Source organism: Sphingobium sp. TomTYG73 (assembly GCF_055394245.1).
In genome coordinates, this window is sequence record NZ_AP027340.1 from 560,899 (window position 1) to 577,214 (window position 16,316).

Below are 16,316 nucleotides of genomic sequence, written 5' to 3' on the forward strand. Positions count from 1 at the left end.
GCGCGTGCGTTATCCCGCCGTCTGCGCCCCATCGACGGGCATGGCGATACCGCTGACGCTCCGCGCGTCGTCCGATCCCAGAAAGGCGATAGCAGCGGCGACTTCTTCGGCGTCGATCATGTCGCCCATCTTCGATGCATTGCGCGTCAGCAGGCTGACATCGACATCATCTGGCCAGACGAGTTCCCCGGTCATCGCCGTTTTCACGCCAGTCGGACAGATGGCATTGACGCGAACGCCAGTGCTTGCGAATTCGACTGCCAACGACTTGGTGATGCCGATCACGCCATGCTTGGTGGCGCAGTAGGCCGTGGTGTAGGCGATGCCGACGAGGCCCGCCGCCGAACTGATGTTGACGATATTGCCCTTCGCGGCGATCAGGTGCGGCATCGCCGCCTGGCAGAGGTAAAATATGCTGCTCAGATTGACGCGTACCATCCGCTCCCAGCGGCTGTCGTCGAAACGGGCGAGCGGCGCCCAGTCCATGATGCCCGCGATGTTGCACAGCATGTCAATGCGGCCCGCCGCCTTTGCTGCGTCAGCGATGAACGCGCGGCAGGAATCGGGATCGCCAGCATCGAACCCGATCACCACCGGCGTGGTCAAGGTATCGAGCGTGTCAGCCACGGCCTTGGCACCCGCTTCGTTGAGATCACCAAGCACAAGTATCGCGCCTTCTGATGCCATCCGCCGGGCGGTGGCACGACCGATGCCCGATGCGGCACCGGTTACGATGACGACCTTGTCTTTATATCGCATGAGATCCGCTCCTGTTCAGTTCGCTCGCGTGGGCGTTATCGCGCGCAGATCGCGTCCATGATCGGTCAGCGTGCCGATGAGATCATTGCCCATATGGCGTTCGATGAAGCGCCACTGGCCATCGACCTTTGCCACGGTGTCGCGGTAATCTCCGCCAATGACGGGCTGGAGCGGCAGCGTGTCGGTTTGCTGGAAGACCATCACATAGGATGAGACGACGGCTGTGCTCTCGTCCTTCGGCCGAATGATGACATTGCTTATGAAATGGCGCGTCCGCGGCGTTCCGTCCGAATAGGTAATGACCCAGTCGCGGAACGAGGCTGCCATCGCGGCAGGATCGCGGTCGGCCATCAGCATCCCCGCGCTGTAAACGACAGCATGTTCAAAAAGGCGCCCGACCGCGTCGAAATCGCCCCCGTCGAGCAGCATGGGGTAGGTGAAAATGAGATTCTGTATCTCGAAATAGTCCTCGCCGGTCATTTTAATTCCTTTTTGCGGTCTTTTGCCGCGCCATCGAGATTACTGGTGGCTCTGGCGATCATCCACCTTCATTTGGGGTAAGTCGCCCAAACTGGTGGACTGCGCGCGCGATTACGCCAGTTCGAAATCCTCCATCCGTGGTGCGGCCATCGATTGGGCGAAATGGTCGTAACTCCATGGCCATGTCTGGGGCACGCCCTGCGCGTCTAGATACCAGCTCGTGCACCCCGAGCCGAAAATCGTCCGCTTCGCCGCCGCGATACGGCGCTCCTCATAATCAGCCATGGCTTCGGGCTTTGCAGCGATCGCGGAACAGGTTCCGTCGCGCAAAAGATCGAGGAGTTGGTCGATATAGTCCCATTGCCGCTCAGCGATGTCGATCAGCGAGAAATTGCCCACTGGTGCGGTGGGGCCGTTGAGCAGGAACAGGTTGGGGAAATCAGGCACGGTGATTGCGTAATAAGCGGTCGGGCGCAGCGCCCAGGCATCATCGAGGTTATTACCGCCTCGTCCGATTACCTTAATGGGGCGCACGAAACGATCGGTCTTGAAGCCTGTTGCCAATACCAACACGTCCAGTTCGTGCAGCGTGCCATCTTTCATGCGGACGCCTGTGACCTCGACCCGTTCGATTGCCCCCGTCTCAACGATCACACCGGGACGTTGCACCGCCTCATAATAGTCGGGCGAATAGATCAGCCGCTTGCAGGCAGCGCGATAATCAGGCCGGAGTTTTTCGCGGAGGACCGGGTCCTGAATATTGTCCTCCAGATTACGCAGGACCACGCCTTCTATTTCTGCCATTTCGGGCGAATCCACCTCGATGATCGCCTTGTTGAACCGCCGGATGCCGGCCCAATATTCCTCGCCGAAGCGGATCGCGTCGATCCGGGACACATCCGAACGAAAGGCGTGGCGGTCGGTTTCCGAATAGATGAAGTTCTGGACCGGCATGATCCATTGTGGCGACCGCTGGAAATGGACAAGCGTGCTGGCGCGGGTCGACAGGGCCGAGACGATCTGGACGCCGGTCGAACCATTGCCAATCACGCCGATGCGTCGGCCGTCGAGCGCTACGCTGTCGTCCCAGCGTGCGCTGTGAAAACTATCGCCCCCGAAGTCCTTCAGGCCGGGAATGGCCGGGATATTGGGGTGATGCAACACGCCGGTCGCAGCGATGATGACATCGACGATGTCTTTGCAGCCATCGGACGTCTCGATATGCCAGCGGCCATCGACGTAGCGGCAGTCCGTCACTTCCGAATTGAAGCGGATGCGGTCACGGAGCCGATAATCGTCCGCGATCCGTTCGAAATAATGCTGAATCTCCGGACCGGGGGAGAAAAACTGCGTCCATTCCGGGTTGGGCGCGAAACTATAGGTATAGGCATGGGCGGGAACGTCGCAGGTCAGGCCCGGATAACGGTTTTCCCGCCATGTGCCGCCGACGGTGTCCCCTTTTTCATAGATGACGAAATCTGCATCACCCTTCTGGTCCAGCCGAATTCCGGCGAGCAGTCCGGCCATGCCCGCGCCAATTATCGCAAACCGTAATCTGCGGTGGCCGGTTTCGATTTCCTGCTTAGCCATGAGTCGGTATGCTTTCGATCTGGTCTTGGTGGTTCTGTGGCATGGGCGTTCAGGCGACCCATTCGGGCGGACTGTTCAACTCAGACAGCCGTCGTTCCCTGAGCGCACTAAGGTATAACGCGATCGCATCGCCGGTATTTTCGATGAGATCGATATGGTCGGTCGCAACGGCTTCATCGAAATGGTCGCGCACCTCTTCGATGGTCAGGTCGCCACCGGCATAACCTTTTGAAAAGCCGGTCACGATTTTGGCGAAACGGCCAGAGGATGCAGCGATCGACTGGCCGGTGCATGTTGCATCGCGATGGACCAGCCAGGCGACCACTGACGCCACGCGTTCGGGTGTGGCGGCCTTTTCCATCCAGTCGCGAATGTCGCTGTCGGGAAGATGCATGGCGACCAGTCGGGTAAAGGCGGCTGGCGAGATCGCATTGCACGTAATCCCGTGCGGCGCGCCCTCCATGGCCAACGCCCGCACGAACCCCATCATCGCCATCTTTGCCACCGGGTAGCCGATTCCGGCGCCTCCACCCATCCCGAACATCGAATCCGACAATGTGCAGACGATGCGCCCGTACTGTTGACGCAGCATCGCTGGCCATGCGGCGTGTACGAGATGGAAGGGGGCATAGGCATGGATCTGCATCTGATGGTCGAACTGCGCCAACTCCATCTCAGCGAAGGATTGTGTCACGTCTGGCGCAATGCTGCCGGCGTTGTTGATGACGATATCGACCCGGCCCCAACGATCGAGTGCAAGCGCGACAAGGCGTTGCGCGGTCGAGGGGTCCGTCACGTCGCCAGCATCGGCGATTGCCTCACCGCCCAGCGCCATGATGTCGCCGACCACGGCCTCGGCCAGATCCGACGATTTTCCACCACCTGTAGTCGATCCGCCCAGATCGTTGACGATGACCTTTGCGCCACGCGCAGCCAGTATCCGGGCATAGCTTCTGCCCAAACCCCGCCCCGCACCGGTGACGATGGCGACCTGGCCGTCATAGCGTAGCTGTTCCAAACATCTTCTCCTTGAGCGGATGTCGTGCGGCGCATCCGATCTCCATTGGCTGATCCAAAAGACGGCGTCGCTCCACCCCCAAATTGACTAGACCGTGATTTACAGCGCCTCCTCTGTTTGGATGAGGCACCGGCTTTTCCAACGGAGCATGTTGCCGGAACAGAACTGGCGATACGACCAGCATAGGATGAGGATCGGGCGGTTTCATGATGTTCAAAAACAGGTCCGCGTTGATCACGGGCGGCGGTTCGGGAATCGGCGCCGCTGCGGCAATGCGTCTTGCCGAGGAAGGTTGCCGCGTTGCGATCGTTGATATCCGGGCAGGCGAAGGGCAGCGCATCGTTGATTTGATCACGAAGCGCGGCGGCCATGCTATCGCCATCGCGGGCGATGTGTCCTGCGAAGCCGATACTGTCCGCTTTTTCGACGAAGCCGAAACGGCGCTCGATGGGTTGGACATGGCTTTTCTCAACGCTGGGGCGTTGCAGGACTATGGTCCCTTCGACACGATCACGGTCGACCAGTTCGACCGGATGATTGCAATCAATCTGCGCGGGCCTTTCCTGGGTCTGCGACAGGCGCAGCGGCGACTGCGCCCCGGTGGCGCGGCGGTTGTAACGGCCTCTGCAGCCGCGTTGCTCGGCTTTTCCGATGCCGTGGGGTATACTGCCGCCAAGCATGGCGTCGTTGGCCTAGTCCGCGCCGCAGCACGCGAATTTGCCGCGCGCGGCCTGCGGGTCAATGCGATTTGTCCCGGCCCGGTGCAGACGCCAATGGTAGGCGCACCTCCGCAGGATGAGCTTCTGCCGCCCGAAAATATCACACCGCCGACCTACCGTGGTGAACTGACGCCGCAGATGGTGGCGGAAGTCGCGCTGTTCCTGATGGGACCGGCATCGGCGGCAATCAACGGGCAGGCGCAGCTTGTCGACGCAGCGCTGCTGTCCGCCTTTCCGACCGCCCCAGACGCCAACTGAACAAAGGACCGACCATGCTCGACACCGCCTTCGATCAGAAAACCGGCTTTGATCCGGCCAATGTCGTGAGTTCCGACAAGGTCACGATCGAGGCGCCTGCCGGAATAGTGTGGGAGATTCTGGTCGATCTGGACCGTTATGGGGAATGGAACCCCTTTTGCGTGAAGGCGGCATCCACGCTCGAAATCGGCGCGCCGGTCCATATGAGCCTTGTCAACTATCCCAATCCCGGCGCGCTGCTGGTGAATTGCGAATATGTCTGCGCGTTTGAGCCAGAGCGGCGACTGGCGTGGGAGGCGCCCTGGCACGAGGCATGGCCCTATGCCGCACGCCGCGACCAGATGATCGAGCCCGTTGAGGGAGGAAATTGCCGTTATTGGTCGACCGACGCGTTTCTGGGTGAAAACGGCGTTCATGTGATGCGCTTTTGCGGTCCGTGGGTGAAACGGGCCTTCGACGATACCGCCCGTGCGCTCAAGGCCCGTGCTGAGGCTTTCCATGCCGAGCGGCGAGCTGGCTCACAATGACCGCGAGCACGGGTCAGACGATGCAGCCGCAGCGATTTGATAGTGAAGCAGCCTTCTTGCCGACAGGGGGCAGGCCATCCCGCTTTCTGGGGTGGCGCATGGTGTGGATCGCCGCGTTGACGCAGAATGTGGCGGTCGGACTCACCTTCGGGTCTTTCGGTACGCTCGTCCTTGCCATCGAGCAGCGTTTTGCGACGACGCGAACGCTTTCAACGCTGGCCATTTCGCTGACTATTCTGGTTCTATCGCTCGGTGCGCCGATGATCGGCATGCTCCTTGTGCGTATGTCGATCCGCCGCATGATGTCGATCGGCGCATTGCTTGCCGCTAGCGGCTATGTGCTGCTGCCGTTGTCTACGGGCATCGGTATGTTCCTTGCGTTGTTCGGTCTGCTCGTGTCGCCCGGAGTCTTGTTGCTGGGCGTGATGCCGTCCAACATCCTGGCAAGCAACTGGTTCATTCGTGGACAGGGCCGTGCACTGGGCTTCGTCACCATGCCGGTGTTCGTGATGATCGTGCCAATGATCTGTTCATGGGCACTCCAGCGGTTCGGACTTGATGCCGTGCTCATCGGGCTTGGCCTTGCCCATCTGATCGTCCTGCCGTTCATGCCGCTGGTGATCGATCGGCCCGAACAGGTTGGCCAGGTTCCGCTCGGTCATGACGAAGCCAACGGCCCGATCGAGGCGCGGTCATTGCTATCCGCGCGGGATATGCTGTCCCGCCCGGTGACCTGGTTCGTCACCGCCGCCATCGGCATCGCCGTGGGGGGTGGCATCCTGAAAGCCGCTCATCTGGTGCCACTCGTCATGGCACAGGGTTGGCTGCTGGACGAAGCATCCTTCCTGCTCGCCATTTCCGGCGGTACAGGCATATTAGGCGCGATGGCATTCGGTTGGCTTGCCGACAGGTTCGGGCCGGGGCACGCTTTGGCGCTCAACTGCCTTGTCCAGGGCATCGTCTGGTTCATCTTCCTCCAGCCGGTCGGCTATTCGCTGCTGGTGCTGGATGCGATTATAGTGGGTGCGTGCGGCGGCGGGATTGCGGCAGCGCAGGGCGTGCTGCTGACCCGGCTGTTCGGCATCCGTAATTTTGCCCGAGCAATGGGTCTTGTGACACTGTTCACCGTCCCGTTCACCTTCGGCAGTTCACCGCTGGCGAGCGCGCTGTTCGACGCCACCGGCAGTTACTGGACGCCGATCGTGCTGCAAATCGCCGGCTTCGGCCTGGCCGCCTGTATTTTCCTGTTGGTCGAGCGTCGCGCGCGCCGCGCGGCTGACTGACATTGTTTCAAGACATATGGAGATGAACATGATTCTTAAGGACAAGGTGGTGATCGTTTCGGGCATTGGTCCGGGGCTGGGACAGGAACTGTCCTCTCTGGTGGCGGCCGAAGGCGGCCATGTCGTGATGGCCGCGCGCACTTCTGCAAAGCTGGACGCAGCCGAAGCGCTGATCCGAGAAGCTGGGCATGATGTCGAGGTACTTAAAGTTCCAACCGACATTTCCCGGCGCGAGGATGTCGCACGGCTGGTCGCCGCTACCAAAGAGCGTTTCGGACGTATCGATGGCCTGATCAACAGCGCCTATATTCCCGGCGCCTTCACCGATGTCGTGGATGCTGATTTCGACGAGTGGCGGCGCACCTTCGACGTCAACCTGTTCGGAACACTGGACCTTTGCCAGTCAGTCATACGGGAGATGCGCGAGACAGGCGGCGGATCGATAGTCAATGTAAACACACAGGTGACGCGCAAGCCGTGGGTGCAGCAGGCCGCCTATGCCACGTCCAAAGCCGCAATGGCGATGGCGACGATGCAGATGGCGACCGAAGTCGGGCAGTGGAACATCCGGGTCAATTCGACCTTCATGGGGTGGATGTGGGGTCATTCGGTCGAGCAGGCGTTCGACCATATGGCGAAGGAAAGCGGCCAGTCGGTGGCGGAACTGAAGGCAGCACAGGAAGCGAACATCGCGCTGCGCCGAATGCCGACCGATCGCGAGTGCGCACGGCCGATCATCATGCTGCTGTCGGATTATTGTTCGGTAGTCACAGGCGCAAGCCTCGACATCAATGGTGGCGAGTTCATGCCAGGGTGAGGAACAGGACCGTTATGCATTCATCTGCCGAACCACGCGTGATGCGCGCCGCCGATTTCGTGGAGCCGGGCACGGTTGATGCACGGCGCGATGCATCGATCCCTGCGCCTGCCGCCGGCGAGGTCATAGTAGCGGTCGCTGCCTGCGGAATCTGCGGGTCCGACCTGCACATGTTCCGTAACGGCGCCTATCGCGATCAACTCGTCCGTTCGACGCCGGAAGGATATCATGTCCCCGGCCATGAGTTTGCGGGCACCATCGCCGCCCTGGGCGAAGGTGTGACGGGCTGGTCGATCGGCGACCGGGTCGTCGGCGTTACCGGCATGGGTGGCGGAATGGCCGACTTTGTCGCGGTGCCGGTCAATCCATACCAGCTTGTGCGCGTGCCGGACGCGGTTGGCTTCATCGAAGCGGCAACCACGGAACCAATGGCAGATGCGCTCCAGATGGTGCGCAAGGCGGCAATTCGAAGCCGAGAGAATGTCGTCATATTCGGCGTTGGCATCATCGGGCTGGGCGTCATCCAGGCGATTCGCGCCAGGGGCATAGAGACCGGCTCATTGATCGCGGTGGATGTGCATGTTGCGCGGCTTGAAGCGGCGGTGGCAGTCGGCGCGACCGCGGCGATCAACGCGCGCGATGGTGATGTGTTCGATCAGATTGCCGCTCTCACTGGTATTGAGGAGGGCTATAACGGCATCTCGGCCCGGATCGGCGTGGTGTTCGATTGCGCCGGATACATCAAGCATATGCCCGGCCCGCCGCCCCTGGAAACGGCGCTGAGGTTGATCGCACTGGATGGCGGGCGGATCGTATGTTTCGGCGGCTATGAGGATCGCATGACGATCGACTTCGGTCCGGTGATCCAGAAGCAGCCGACGATCATGGGATCGAACGGGTATGCGCCGGAAGAACTGGTCGAGGCGCTGGCGATGATGGCCGAGGGACGAATCGATCGGGGGGGGCTGGTCTCCCACCAATTCCCGATCGACCAGGCGGCAGCGGCATTTGCCGCGCAATGCGCGCCGGAAGCCCTGAAAGTAATGCTGACGATGGAGAAGTCATGAGCGCGATGAACGGATTTGATGAAGAGGTCGATATCCTGATCGTGGGATCAGGGGCCGGTGCGCTGACGGCTGCGATCGTGGCTGCGGATAACCATGCGACGGTCGCCATCGTTGAAAAAAGCGACCAGTTCGGTGGTACGTCCGCCACATCGGGCGGCGTGATCTGGATTCCTGCGAGCCACCTGGCGAAAGCCGCCGGCGCGAACGACAGCCCCGAAGAAGCCGCGCGCTACATCACCGCGCTTGCCGGTGATGACGCCGACGCGGATCAGATCACCGCCTTTGTCGACAATGCCCCGGCGATGCTGGCCTACCTCGAACGCGAGACGCAGGTGCGCTACGCTTCGATCCCTTACACCGATTATCACGCCGAACTTCCAGGTGGCAAAATGGGGTGGCGCAGCCATGATCCACAACCGATCGATGGCCGCGCGCTGGGCGATGATCTTGATCGCTTGCGGCCGACGCATCCCGCTGGGCTGTTGTTCGGCCGGATAAGCTGGACCGCCGCCGAGGCCGCGCCGCTGATCACGCGGATGCCCGGTTGGCAAAAGATGCTGACGAAGGCCTTGTGGCGCCATTATACCGATTTCGGCCAGCGCCTGCGATCGAAGCGCAGCCGCTTCCTTACCTCTGGCAACGCGCTGCTCGCCCGGCTGAAATTGTCGCTCGACACGCGCAAGGTGGATATTCGCTATCGCCATGCACTCCTGTCCCTGATCCAGCGCGATGGCCGCGTCGAGGGCGCGGTGGTGCAAACGGACGCGGGCGAGCGGCGTATCCGCGCGCGCAAGGGCGTGATCCTGGCCGCCGGTGGGTTCGAACGTGATGCACAAATGCGGACACGCTATCTCACCGGCTCGCCCAACCCCGACTGGTCGGGCAGCCAGAGCGGTAATACCGGCGACGCGATCCGCGCGGCGGAGGCCGTTGGCGCAGTCACGACACGGATGGATTCGGCGTGGTGGGCGCCCACGATCAAGGTTCCGGGCGAAGATCGCGCCCGGCCGCTCTTCTTCGAACGCTCCCTGCCTGGATCAATGATCGTTGACAGTTCCGGCAAGCGATTCCTCAACGAAGCCGCCTCCTATCACAAGGCTGGCGAAGCGATGCGCGCTGCAGGCGGGGGGCAGGCCTGGATCCTGCTCGATGCACGGTTCCGCTGGCGCTATCCGATGGGGCCGTTGATGCCGATGATACCGGACTGGATGCATTCATCGGCTGTCCGCGCACTCATGCGCAAGGCGGACACCATTGCGGAACTGGCAAGGAAGATCGGTGTCGATCCGACCGTGCTGGAAACGACCGTCATCCGCTACAACGAAAATGCGCGGGTTGGGCAGGACCCTGATTTTGGTCGCGGTCAGCAGCCCTATGACCGCTATTATGGCGATCAGAAGGTGAAGCCCAATCCCAATCTCCTGCCGCTCGAAAAAGCGCCTTTCTACGCGCTGCCAATCAACGCGGGCGATATCGGCACCAGCGGCGGCCTTGCCACCGATGCCAGCGCGCGCGTGCTTGATGCAGCGGGCCAGCCCGTTGCCGGACTCTATGCGGTCGGTAACAGCGCCGCTTCGGTGATGGGCCGATCCTATCCCGGTGCGGGATCGACGATCGGCCCGGCGATGACCTTCGCCTACATCGCCGCCCGCGATGCAACGGGCGCCAATTGAGAAGCGCTATTCGATGACGGCCGGATGGAAGGGACGTGGCTCGCCAAGCATCGCTGCGAAGGAGGCGGGTTCACGGCCATCGATATCGGTAAGGCCATAACGCATGGCGAGATCCGCAGTGTAAAAGGCCTTGCCCGATAGCGCCATCCGGTCCCGATCACGCGCAACCGCATCGATCACCAGCCCTTGCAATTGGGGCGTTTCGGCGGCGTCATACATCTGGCCATAGACTTCGGGCCGTTCTTTTCGCCCCAGTTCCAGCCGTTCGGTCCGCATCGGTCCCGGCCAGATCGACAATGTGGCGACGCCGAACGGGCGGAAGTCGTGCGCCATGTCGGACATCATCTTGTCGAGGCCCGCCTTTTGCGCGCCATAGCCCGGACCATGCATGTAGCAATGCGCGCCCGGCGACGAGACCGCGACGATCAACCCGGCCTGCGCCTTTAGCAGCCACGGAGCGGCCGCGCGTGTCGCGATATAGGCGGAACGCAGTCCGACATCTAGAATATCGGCCAGATCGCTGGACTTCTCCCAGAAGGGTCCCGGCTTCACCAGATCGTCGGAAAGCGCGGTGGCGCTGTGGACGAGAATATCGATATGGCCCGCCTCATCTGCGACGCGCGAAAAAAAGGCTTCCACCGCCGCATCATCGCGATGATCGAGTGCGACCGCGACACCCTGTCCGCCCGCTTCATCTACGGCGCGCGCGGTGGCGCCGATCGTGCCGGGGAGCGGCAGCCCCTCGTCGCTCAGCGAACGACCGGTGACATAGACCTTAGCGCCCGTGCCCCCCAGTGCGATCGCGATCCCTTTGCCCGCGCCTCGGCTCGCGCCTGTGACGACCACGATTTTATTACTGGTCATTGTCTCTCTCCTATCTCGCTCGTCATTATCCTGCGCCGCGTCTCGCTCCTCCCCCCAAATCAAGTAATCGCGACTTTCGAAAATCGGTTAGCGCCAGGCAAAAGGAGAGGATCGATGACCAGTACCGCCAACCGTGATTTGTTCGTTCGGATGCTGACGGCGCTTGGCATCAAGGATTTCGATACGTTCGAATCCTGCCTTGCCGACGACATACAGCTCGAATGGCCCTTTCCCGTTATGGAGGGCTTTCCGCTCGAACACCGTGGTGCGCGCTGGTTTCGCGATGCGTTGGAAGCGAGCTGGCGCGATTTTGATCCTTACGCCTATCGCATTGAGGTCATCCACGATCTGGCCGCCGAGGATCGGCTGATTGCCGAATATAGCTCGCACAGCCGCTATATTCCGACGGGCGAACCCTATTCCAACCGATATGTCAGCATTCTTGATTTCGCCGAAGGCCGGATCACGCGCTGGCGCGAATATGTGAACCCTCAGGTCGTGTCGAAGGTGCTCGGTGAGAATGCCGGGTGGAGCGAAACGGGCGGCGCACGCACCGCCTAGTCTATTTCGAGGTATCGGCGGCCGGATCGAAGGTCTCAAATAGCGGTCAAAAGTCGGATTGGAGAGCGAAGATGGCACAAACCGCAGACTATGGGTTGGGCGAATATACATTCCCCCGCGGCTGGTTCATGGTCGCCGAAGGGAGCGAAGTCTCGGCAACCCCAAGCACGATCCACTATTTCGGCCGGGACTTCGTCCTGTATCGCGGCGAAAGTGGTACGGCGCACATGGTCGATGCCTATTGTCCTCATCTTGGCGCGCACCTGGCCAAGAACACGACCTCCTACATCGTGCGCGATGGACAGCAGGTGGAGGGCGAATCGATCCGCTGCCCTTATCATGGATGGCGTTTTGGCCCGGATGGTGCTTGCGACGACATCCCCTATTCAAAGTTCGTCCCCAAAGCTGCCTGCCTGCCGACCCACCGGATCATCGAGCGCGCGGGCATCATCTGGTACTGGCACGACCCAGAAGGCCAGGAGCCGGATATCGAATTGCCCCCCTTTGCGGAATGGGACGATCCAAGCTGGGTGCGCTGGCAGGTCGATCATCTGGGCATCATCCCCTGCCATCCGCAGGAGATACTCGACAATATGGCGGACGCCGCGCACATGGTTCCGGTCCACGGATCGACCGACTGCGCCTATTTCGAAAACGCCTTTAATGGGCCGATCCTTCACCAGACGTTCGGCGCGGGCCACCGTACGCTGGTCAGCAGCGATGCAGTGCTGGAAACCGACACATGGTATACCGGGCCTGCAATCCTTCAGGCGCGACTGACCGGGGCGTATCCCTCGCTGATGCTGATCTGCCATACGCCAGTTGAGGATGGCGTGGTCATGGTGTGGCATGCACTGATGTCGAAGGCTGCTAACACGCCGCCAACGCAGGACGACATCGCGATCGCATATGGTTATGCCGAGGCGGGACGGCTGGCGCTCGCGCAGGATTTTGAAATCTGGGCCAACAAGCGTCCCTGTTTCAACCCGCTCCAAATTCCGGCGGACGGGCCGTTTGGCAAGGTGCGCATCTGGTATCGACAATTTTACAACCCGCGCGCCCGCGCCAGTGAATTTCAGGACCGGGTGGACGGCAAGATCACGACATATGACACGCGCGGCAGCAGCGTGGCGGCCTGAAAAAATATCGAGAGGATGACGATGGGCAAGGTACAATTTCCCGCAGGAGCAGCTTTGGTGTTCGGCGGCAGCGGCGGGATCGGTCGCAGTGTGGCGCGATGTTTCGCGGAAGCCGGAACGGAGGTGGCGATCGGCTATCATTCGAAGGCCGATGCCGCCGCAACGCTGGCCAGCGCAATTGAGAGCGAGGGGCAGAAGGCATCAACGCATCGTGCCGATGTGCGCGATCGTGAACAGGTCGAGGCGGCTTTCGCAGCGGCGGTCGCGGCGCACGGACGCATCCACACCGTGGTCTGGGGCGCCGGGCCACTGGTCGATCAGGTCATGCTGGGCGATACCACCCACGAACAATGGCGTCGCGCGATCGACATAGAGGTCCATGGCTTCTTCAATGCCGTGCAGGCTGCCTTGCCGCATTTTCGCGAACAGGGCGGCGGATCGTTCGTCACGCTGGGATCAGCGGGGCAGATGCGCTGGCCGGAGAAAGACGGTCTGTCTGTCGCACCCAAGGCGAGCAATGAATCGCTCGTCCGCGGCATTGCGCGGGAAGAGGGACGGCACGGCATCCGTGCGAACAGCGTGCTCGTCGGCGTGATTGAGGCCGGTATGTTCCTGGAACTGACGAAACAGGGCGTGTTCGGTCCCGAATGGGTGGCGGAAGTGCAAAAGGGCCTTGCCCTCAAGCGTTGGGGCCAGCCGGAAGAGATCGGTGAGGCGGCGGTGTTCCTTGCATCCAACCGCGCCGCCTATGTTACCGGGCAGCAGATCAACGTATCGGGTGGCTACGGCCTCTAGGCATGGCATCCTATCCACAACAAGAGGTCGAGGCCGCCATCACCCGCCTGCGCGACGCCTTTGTCGAAGCGGAGGCGCGTAACGACTGGGCATGGATCGCCGACGAACTCTACCATGAGGACTGCCTCTATATCTGTCCCTATGGTGGCGCGATGCCCGTCCGTGCGGAAGGACGCGAGGCGATAAGACGGACCCATTATGGCCGCGACATGGATGTCGGTTCAGGATGGGAGGGCTGGACCTTCCCCATATTGGACTGGGCGATCGCGGATGATCGGATCATCAGTCACTGGGTCAATCGCGGCCCCGGCCGACGAGCGGACGGAGGGTTTTACGAGACCCATGGCGTATCGCTGATCACCTATGGCGGCGGCGGGAAATTTTCATCGCAATATGATCTGTTCGACATCGCCCACCAGATGCGCCTGTGCGATGAGCTGGAGGATGCGGGTCTGCTCAGCCCCACGCTTAAGGCGGAATGGGTCGATCCGATGAAGGACAGGCTCATAACCATGCTGGAACGGCGCTGATCCCCTACAAATTGATGATGCGCGCCTGATGCGTAACCACCAATCAGGATGTTTAGCACCTGCCATCCGAGCAGGGTGAAGGAGGATCGCCACATGGCCTATAGCTATCTGCTCGCACCGGGACGTATCGGCGCGATGGACTTGCGCAATCGGATATTCATGACGCCGATGGGGTCCAACCTTGCGGACGAGGACGGGATCACCGGCGAACGGCTGCACGCTTATTATGAGGAACGCGCAAAGGGCGGCGCGGCGCTGATCATGATGGGATCGGTATCGATCGGCTATCCCGAAGGCTCCGGCAACTGGCGCAACGAGGCGATTTCGCACGAGCGCCATGTGCCGGGCGTGCGGGCGCTGGCCGACGCGGTCCACGCTCATGGCGCGAAACTCGCGATGCAGCTTCAGCACGCTGGTCTGGTCGCGATGAATGACATGCTGGCTGGACGGCCGATCTGGACGCCTTCGATCCCGGCGGTCGGCAAGAGCGATGGCGACATGATGGAGGGCTTCCTGGAGGATGAACTGGCCATCTTTACCGCGCCATTTGCTGCCATGGGTGCGCCCAACTACCGCGTCATGACCGCGCAGGATATCGAGCAACTGGTCCAGATGTTCGCCAGCGCCGCGCAACGCGCCCAGCGCGCAGGCGTCGATGCGGTCGAACTTCATGCCGGTCACGGTTACCTGATCTCATCGTTCCTCAATCCATTGATTAACCAGCGCGACGACGATTATGGCGGCTCGATCGAGAACCGCTCGCGTTTGCTGTGCGATATCATTCGCGGCGTGCGCGCTGCCGTCGGCCCCGACATGCCGATCTGGCCGCGCCTGGACAGCCAGCATTTCCTGATCGACGGCGGCATCACAGTGGAGGACGCGGCCGCCACCGCCCGGCTGGCGCAGGAGGCAGGAGCAGACGCCATCCACATATCGGCCGATGGCCATCCGGGTCGGGGCCTTACCTATTCGACCGGACATGCAACCGACACGCGCAACGGGTTTGTCGAGGCGGCAGCGCGGATCAAGGCACATGTGACTATACCGATCATCTGTCCCGGCCGGATCGAGCCGGAACATGCCGACCGCTTCATCGCTGATGGCAAGCTGGATTTCGTGACGATGGGCCGTAAGCTGTTGGCCGACCCTCATTTGCCGGCCAAGCTGGCCGCGGGGAAGGCCGATCAGATTCGCCCCTGCGTCTACTGCTACACCTGCATCAGCCAGATATTTTTCAGTCGTCCGGTGAAATGCGCGGTCAATCCCGAAACAGGCTTTGAGCGTGAGCGCGCGCTCGTTCCTACCGCCGCCGCTCGCCATATTGTCGTGATCGGCGGTGGTCCCGCCGGGATGGAGGCGGCGCGTCGGCTGGCAAAGCGGGGCCATCGGGTCACGCTGCTGGAGGCAACAGACTCCTTAGGCGGGACCGCCCGCTTCGCATCGATCGCCTATGCCCCGAACCAGGGCATTGTCGATTGGCTGAAACGGGAAGTGAAGGGCGAGCCGAATATCGCCGTGCAACTGAGCACGAAGGCGACGCCCGAACTGCTCACTACCCTGGCCCCCGACGAAGTCGTGGTCGCGACCGGCGCGCGACGTGCGCTGCCCCCCATTCCCGGCGCGGATCGCGACAACGTGTTTAGCGGCGACGAAATGCGCAGTTTGATGCTGGGACAGGATCTGGGCAAGCTGGCGCGCAAGGTCGATACCAAGACGCGGCTGATGATGCGTGCAGGTCGTGTCACCGGCCTGACGGGGCGGCCCGGTTTCATCCGCGCTGCCAGCACCTATTTCATGCCCTTTGGCGAACGCGTGGTGATTATCGGCGGCGAACTGGTTGGGCTGGAACTGGCCGAATTCCTTGCCAAGCGCGGCCGAAAGGTCGTCGTGATCGACGAAGCGGCCAAGATGGGTGCGGGTCTTCAGGTCGTGCGCCGCTGGCGGGTGCTTGATGAACTTCATCATCTGGGCGTCACGCTCCTGCCGAACGCCGGGGACATTGCGATTGGCGATAAGAACGTCAGCTACCGCAACAGCTTCGGACAAGTGAGAACGGTGGCTGCCGACCAGGTGATCGTCGCCAAGGGCGCGCAAGGCGACTCTCGTTTGGCCGACCAACTGAAAGCGGCCGGATTCAGTGTGCGCAGCATCGGCGACGCCAATGGTGTAGGCTATATCGAAGGTGCGATGCAGGATGCGGCCGACGCCGTGATTGATATTTGAAGAAAGGAATGGC

Annotated in this window: 16 protein-coding genes; 11 read left to right on the forward strand and 5 right to left on the reverse strand. The window is 61.5% G+C overall.

Going from position 1 to position 16,316, the window contains the following annotated elements; all coding sequences use genetic code 11:
• Window positions 1-9: 9 nt before the first annotated feature.
• The 4 genes from ACZ5TH_RS15425 to ACZ5TH_RS15440 all read right to left on the reverse strand — a co-directional run bounded on the left by ACZ5TH_RS15425 (window position 10) and on the right by ACZ5TH_RS15440 (window position 3,847).
• Window positions 10-759: an SDR family NAD(P)-dependent oxidoreductase gene (locus ACZ5TH_RS15425; RefSeq protein ID WP_464773022.1), complete on the reverse strand. Its 750-nt coding sequence runs from the start codon at window positions 757-759 to the stop codon at window positions 10-12.
• Window positions 760-774: 15 nt separating this feature from the next.
• Window positions 775-1,239, reverse strand: coding sequence for a nuclear transport factor 2 family protein (locus ACZ5TH_RS15430; RefSeq protein ID WP_464795180.1), 465 nt, complete (start codon window positions 1,237-1,239; stop codon window positions 775-777).
• Between the two features lie 111 nt (window positions 1,240-1,350).
• Window positions 1,351-2,829: a flavin-containing monooxygenase gene (locus tag ACZ5TH_RS15435; protein WP_464795181.1), complete on the reverse strand. Its 1,479-nt coding sequence runs from the start codon at window positions 2,827-2,829 to the stop codon at window positions 1,351-1,353.
• Window positions 2,830-2,878: 49 nt separating this feature from the next.
• Complete coding sequence (locus ACZ5TH_RS15440; protein ID WP_464795182.1) at window positions 2,879-3,847, reverse strand: SDR family oxidoreductase; 969 nt, start codon at window positions 3,845-3,847, stop codon at window positions 2,879-2,881.
• A gap of 206 nt (window positions 3,848-4,053) precedes the next feature.
• Between ACZ5TH_RS15440 and ACZ5TH_RS15445 the strand changes: the two genes are divergently transcribed.
• From ACZ5TH_RS15445 to ACZ5TH_RS15470, 6 genes are read left to right on the forward strand one after another with little or no spacing between them, the layout of a single operon-like run.
• Window positions 4,054-4,824 (forward strand): SDR family NAD(P)-dependent oxidoreductase, encoded by a 771-nt coding sequence (locus ACZ5TH_RS15445; RefSeq protein WP_464773020.1) that lies wholly within the window; start codon window positions 4,054-4,056, stop codon window positions 4,822-4,824.
• A gap of 14 nt (window positions 4,825-4,838) precedes the next feature.
• Window positions 4,839-5,351 (forward strand): SRPBCC domain-containing protein, encoded by a 513-nt coding sequence (locus tag ACZ5TH_RS15450; RefSeq protein WP_464773019.1) that lies wholly within the window; start codon window positions 4,839-4,841, stop codon window positions 5,349-5,351.
• Window positions 5,348-6,634, forward strand: a complete 1,287-nt coding sequence (locus ACZ5TH_RS15455; protein ID WP_464795183.1) for an MFS transporter — start codon at window positions 5,348-5,350, stop codon at window positions 6,632-6,634. The genes ACZ5TH_RS15450 and ACZ5TH_RS15455 overlap by 4 nt, the downstream gene beginning before the upstream one ends.
• 28 nt (window positions 6,635-6,662) lie before the next feature.
• Entirely contained in the window at window positions 6,663-7,451 is a 789-nt protein-coding gene (locus ACZ5TH_RS15460; protein ID WP_464773017.1) for an SDR family NAD(P)-dependent oxidoreductase, read from the forward strand.
• A gap of 14 nt (window positions 7,452-7,465) precedes the next feature.
• The gene (locus ACZ5TH_RS15465) at window positions 7,466-8,518 is read left to right on the forward strand and encodes a zinc-dependent alcohol dehydrogenase (protein WP_464795184.1); all 1,053 of its coding nucleotides are present in this window, start codon (window positions 7,466-7,468) and stop codon (window positions 8,516-8,518) included.
• Entirely contained in the window at window positions 8,515-10,191 is a 1,677-nt protein-coding gene (locus ACZ5TH_RS15470; protein ID WP_464795185.1) for an FAD-dependent oxidoreductase, read from the forward strand. The genes ACZ5TH_RS15465 and ACZ5TH_RS15470 overlap by 4 nt, the downstream gene beginning before the upstream one ends.
• Window positions 10,192-10,197: 6 nt before the next feature.
• Here the strand turns inward: ACZ5TH_RS15470 and ACZ5TH_RS15475 are convergent, their stop codons facing one another.
• Window positions 10,198-11,055, reverse strand: a complete 858-nt coding sequence (locus tag ACZ5TH_RS15475; RefSeq protein WP_464795186.1) for an SDR family NAD(P)-dependent oxidoreductase — start codon at window positions 11,053-11,055, stop codon at window positions 10,198-10,200.
• A gap of 114 nt (window positions 11,056-11,169) precedes the next feature.
• Here ACZ5TH_RS15475 and ACZ5TH_RS15480 point away from each other — a divergent pair, with 114 nt between their 5' ends.
• From ACZ5TH_RS15480 to ACZ5TH_RS15500, 5 genes are all read left to right on the forward strand, one after another.
• Window positions 11,170-11,616, forward strand: a complete 447-nt coding sequence (locus ACZ5TH_RS15480; RefSeq protein WP_464780273.1) for a nuclear transport factor 2 family protein — start codon at window positions 11,170-11,172, stop codon at window positions 11,614-11,616.
• 71 nt (window positions 11,617-11,687) lie between these two features.
• Window positions 11,688-12,755, forward strand: a complete 1,068-nt coding sequence (locus ACZ5TH_RS15485; RefSeq protein ID WP_449469277.1) for a Rieske 2Fe-2S domain-containing protein — start codon at window positions 11,688-11,690, stop codon at window positions 12,753-12,755.
• A gap of 21 nt (window positions 12,756-12,776) precedes the next feature.
• Window positions 12,777-13,550 carry an SDR family NAD(P)-dependent oxidoreductase gene (locus tag ACZ5TH_RS15490; protein WP_464795187.1) on the forward strand — a complete coding sequence of 258 codons (774 nt, stop codon included), beginning with the start codon at window positions 12,777-12,779 and terminating at the stop codon, window positions 13,548-13,550.
• A 2-nt stretch (window positions 13,551-13,552) separates the two neighbouring features.
• Entirely contained in the window at window positions 13,553-14,080 is a 528-nt protein-coding gene (locus ACZ5TH_RS15495; RefSeq protein ID WP_464773010.1) for a nuclear transport factor 2 family protein, read from the forward strand.
• A 93-nt stretch (window positions 14,081-14,173) separates the two neighbouring features.
• Window positions 14,174-16,303 (forward strand): FAD-dependent oxidoreductase, encoded by a 2,130-nt coding sequence (locus ACZ5TH_RS15500; protein ID WP_464795188.1) that lies wholly within the window; start codon window positions 14,174-14,176, stop codon window positions 16,301-16,303.
• Window positions 16,304-16,316: the final 13 nt, after the last annotated feature.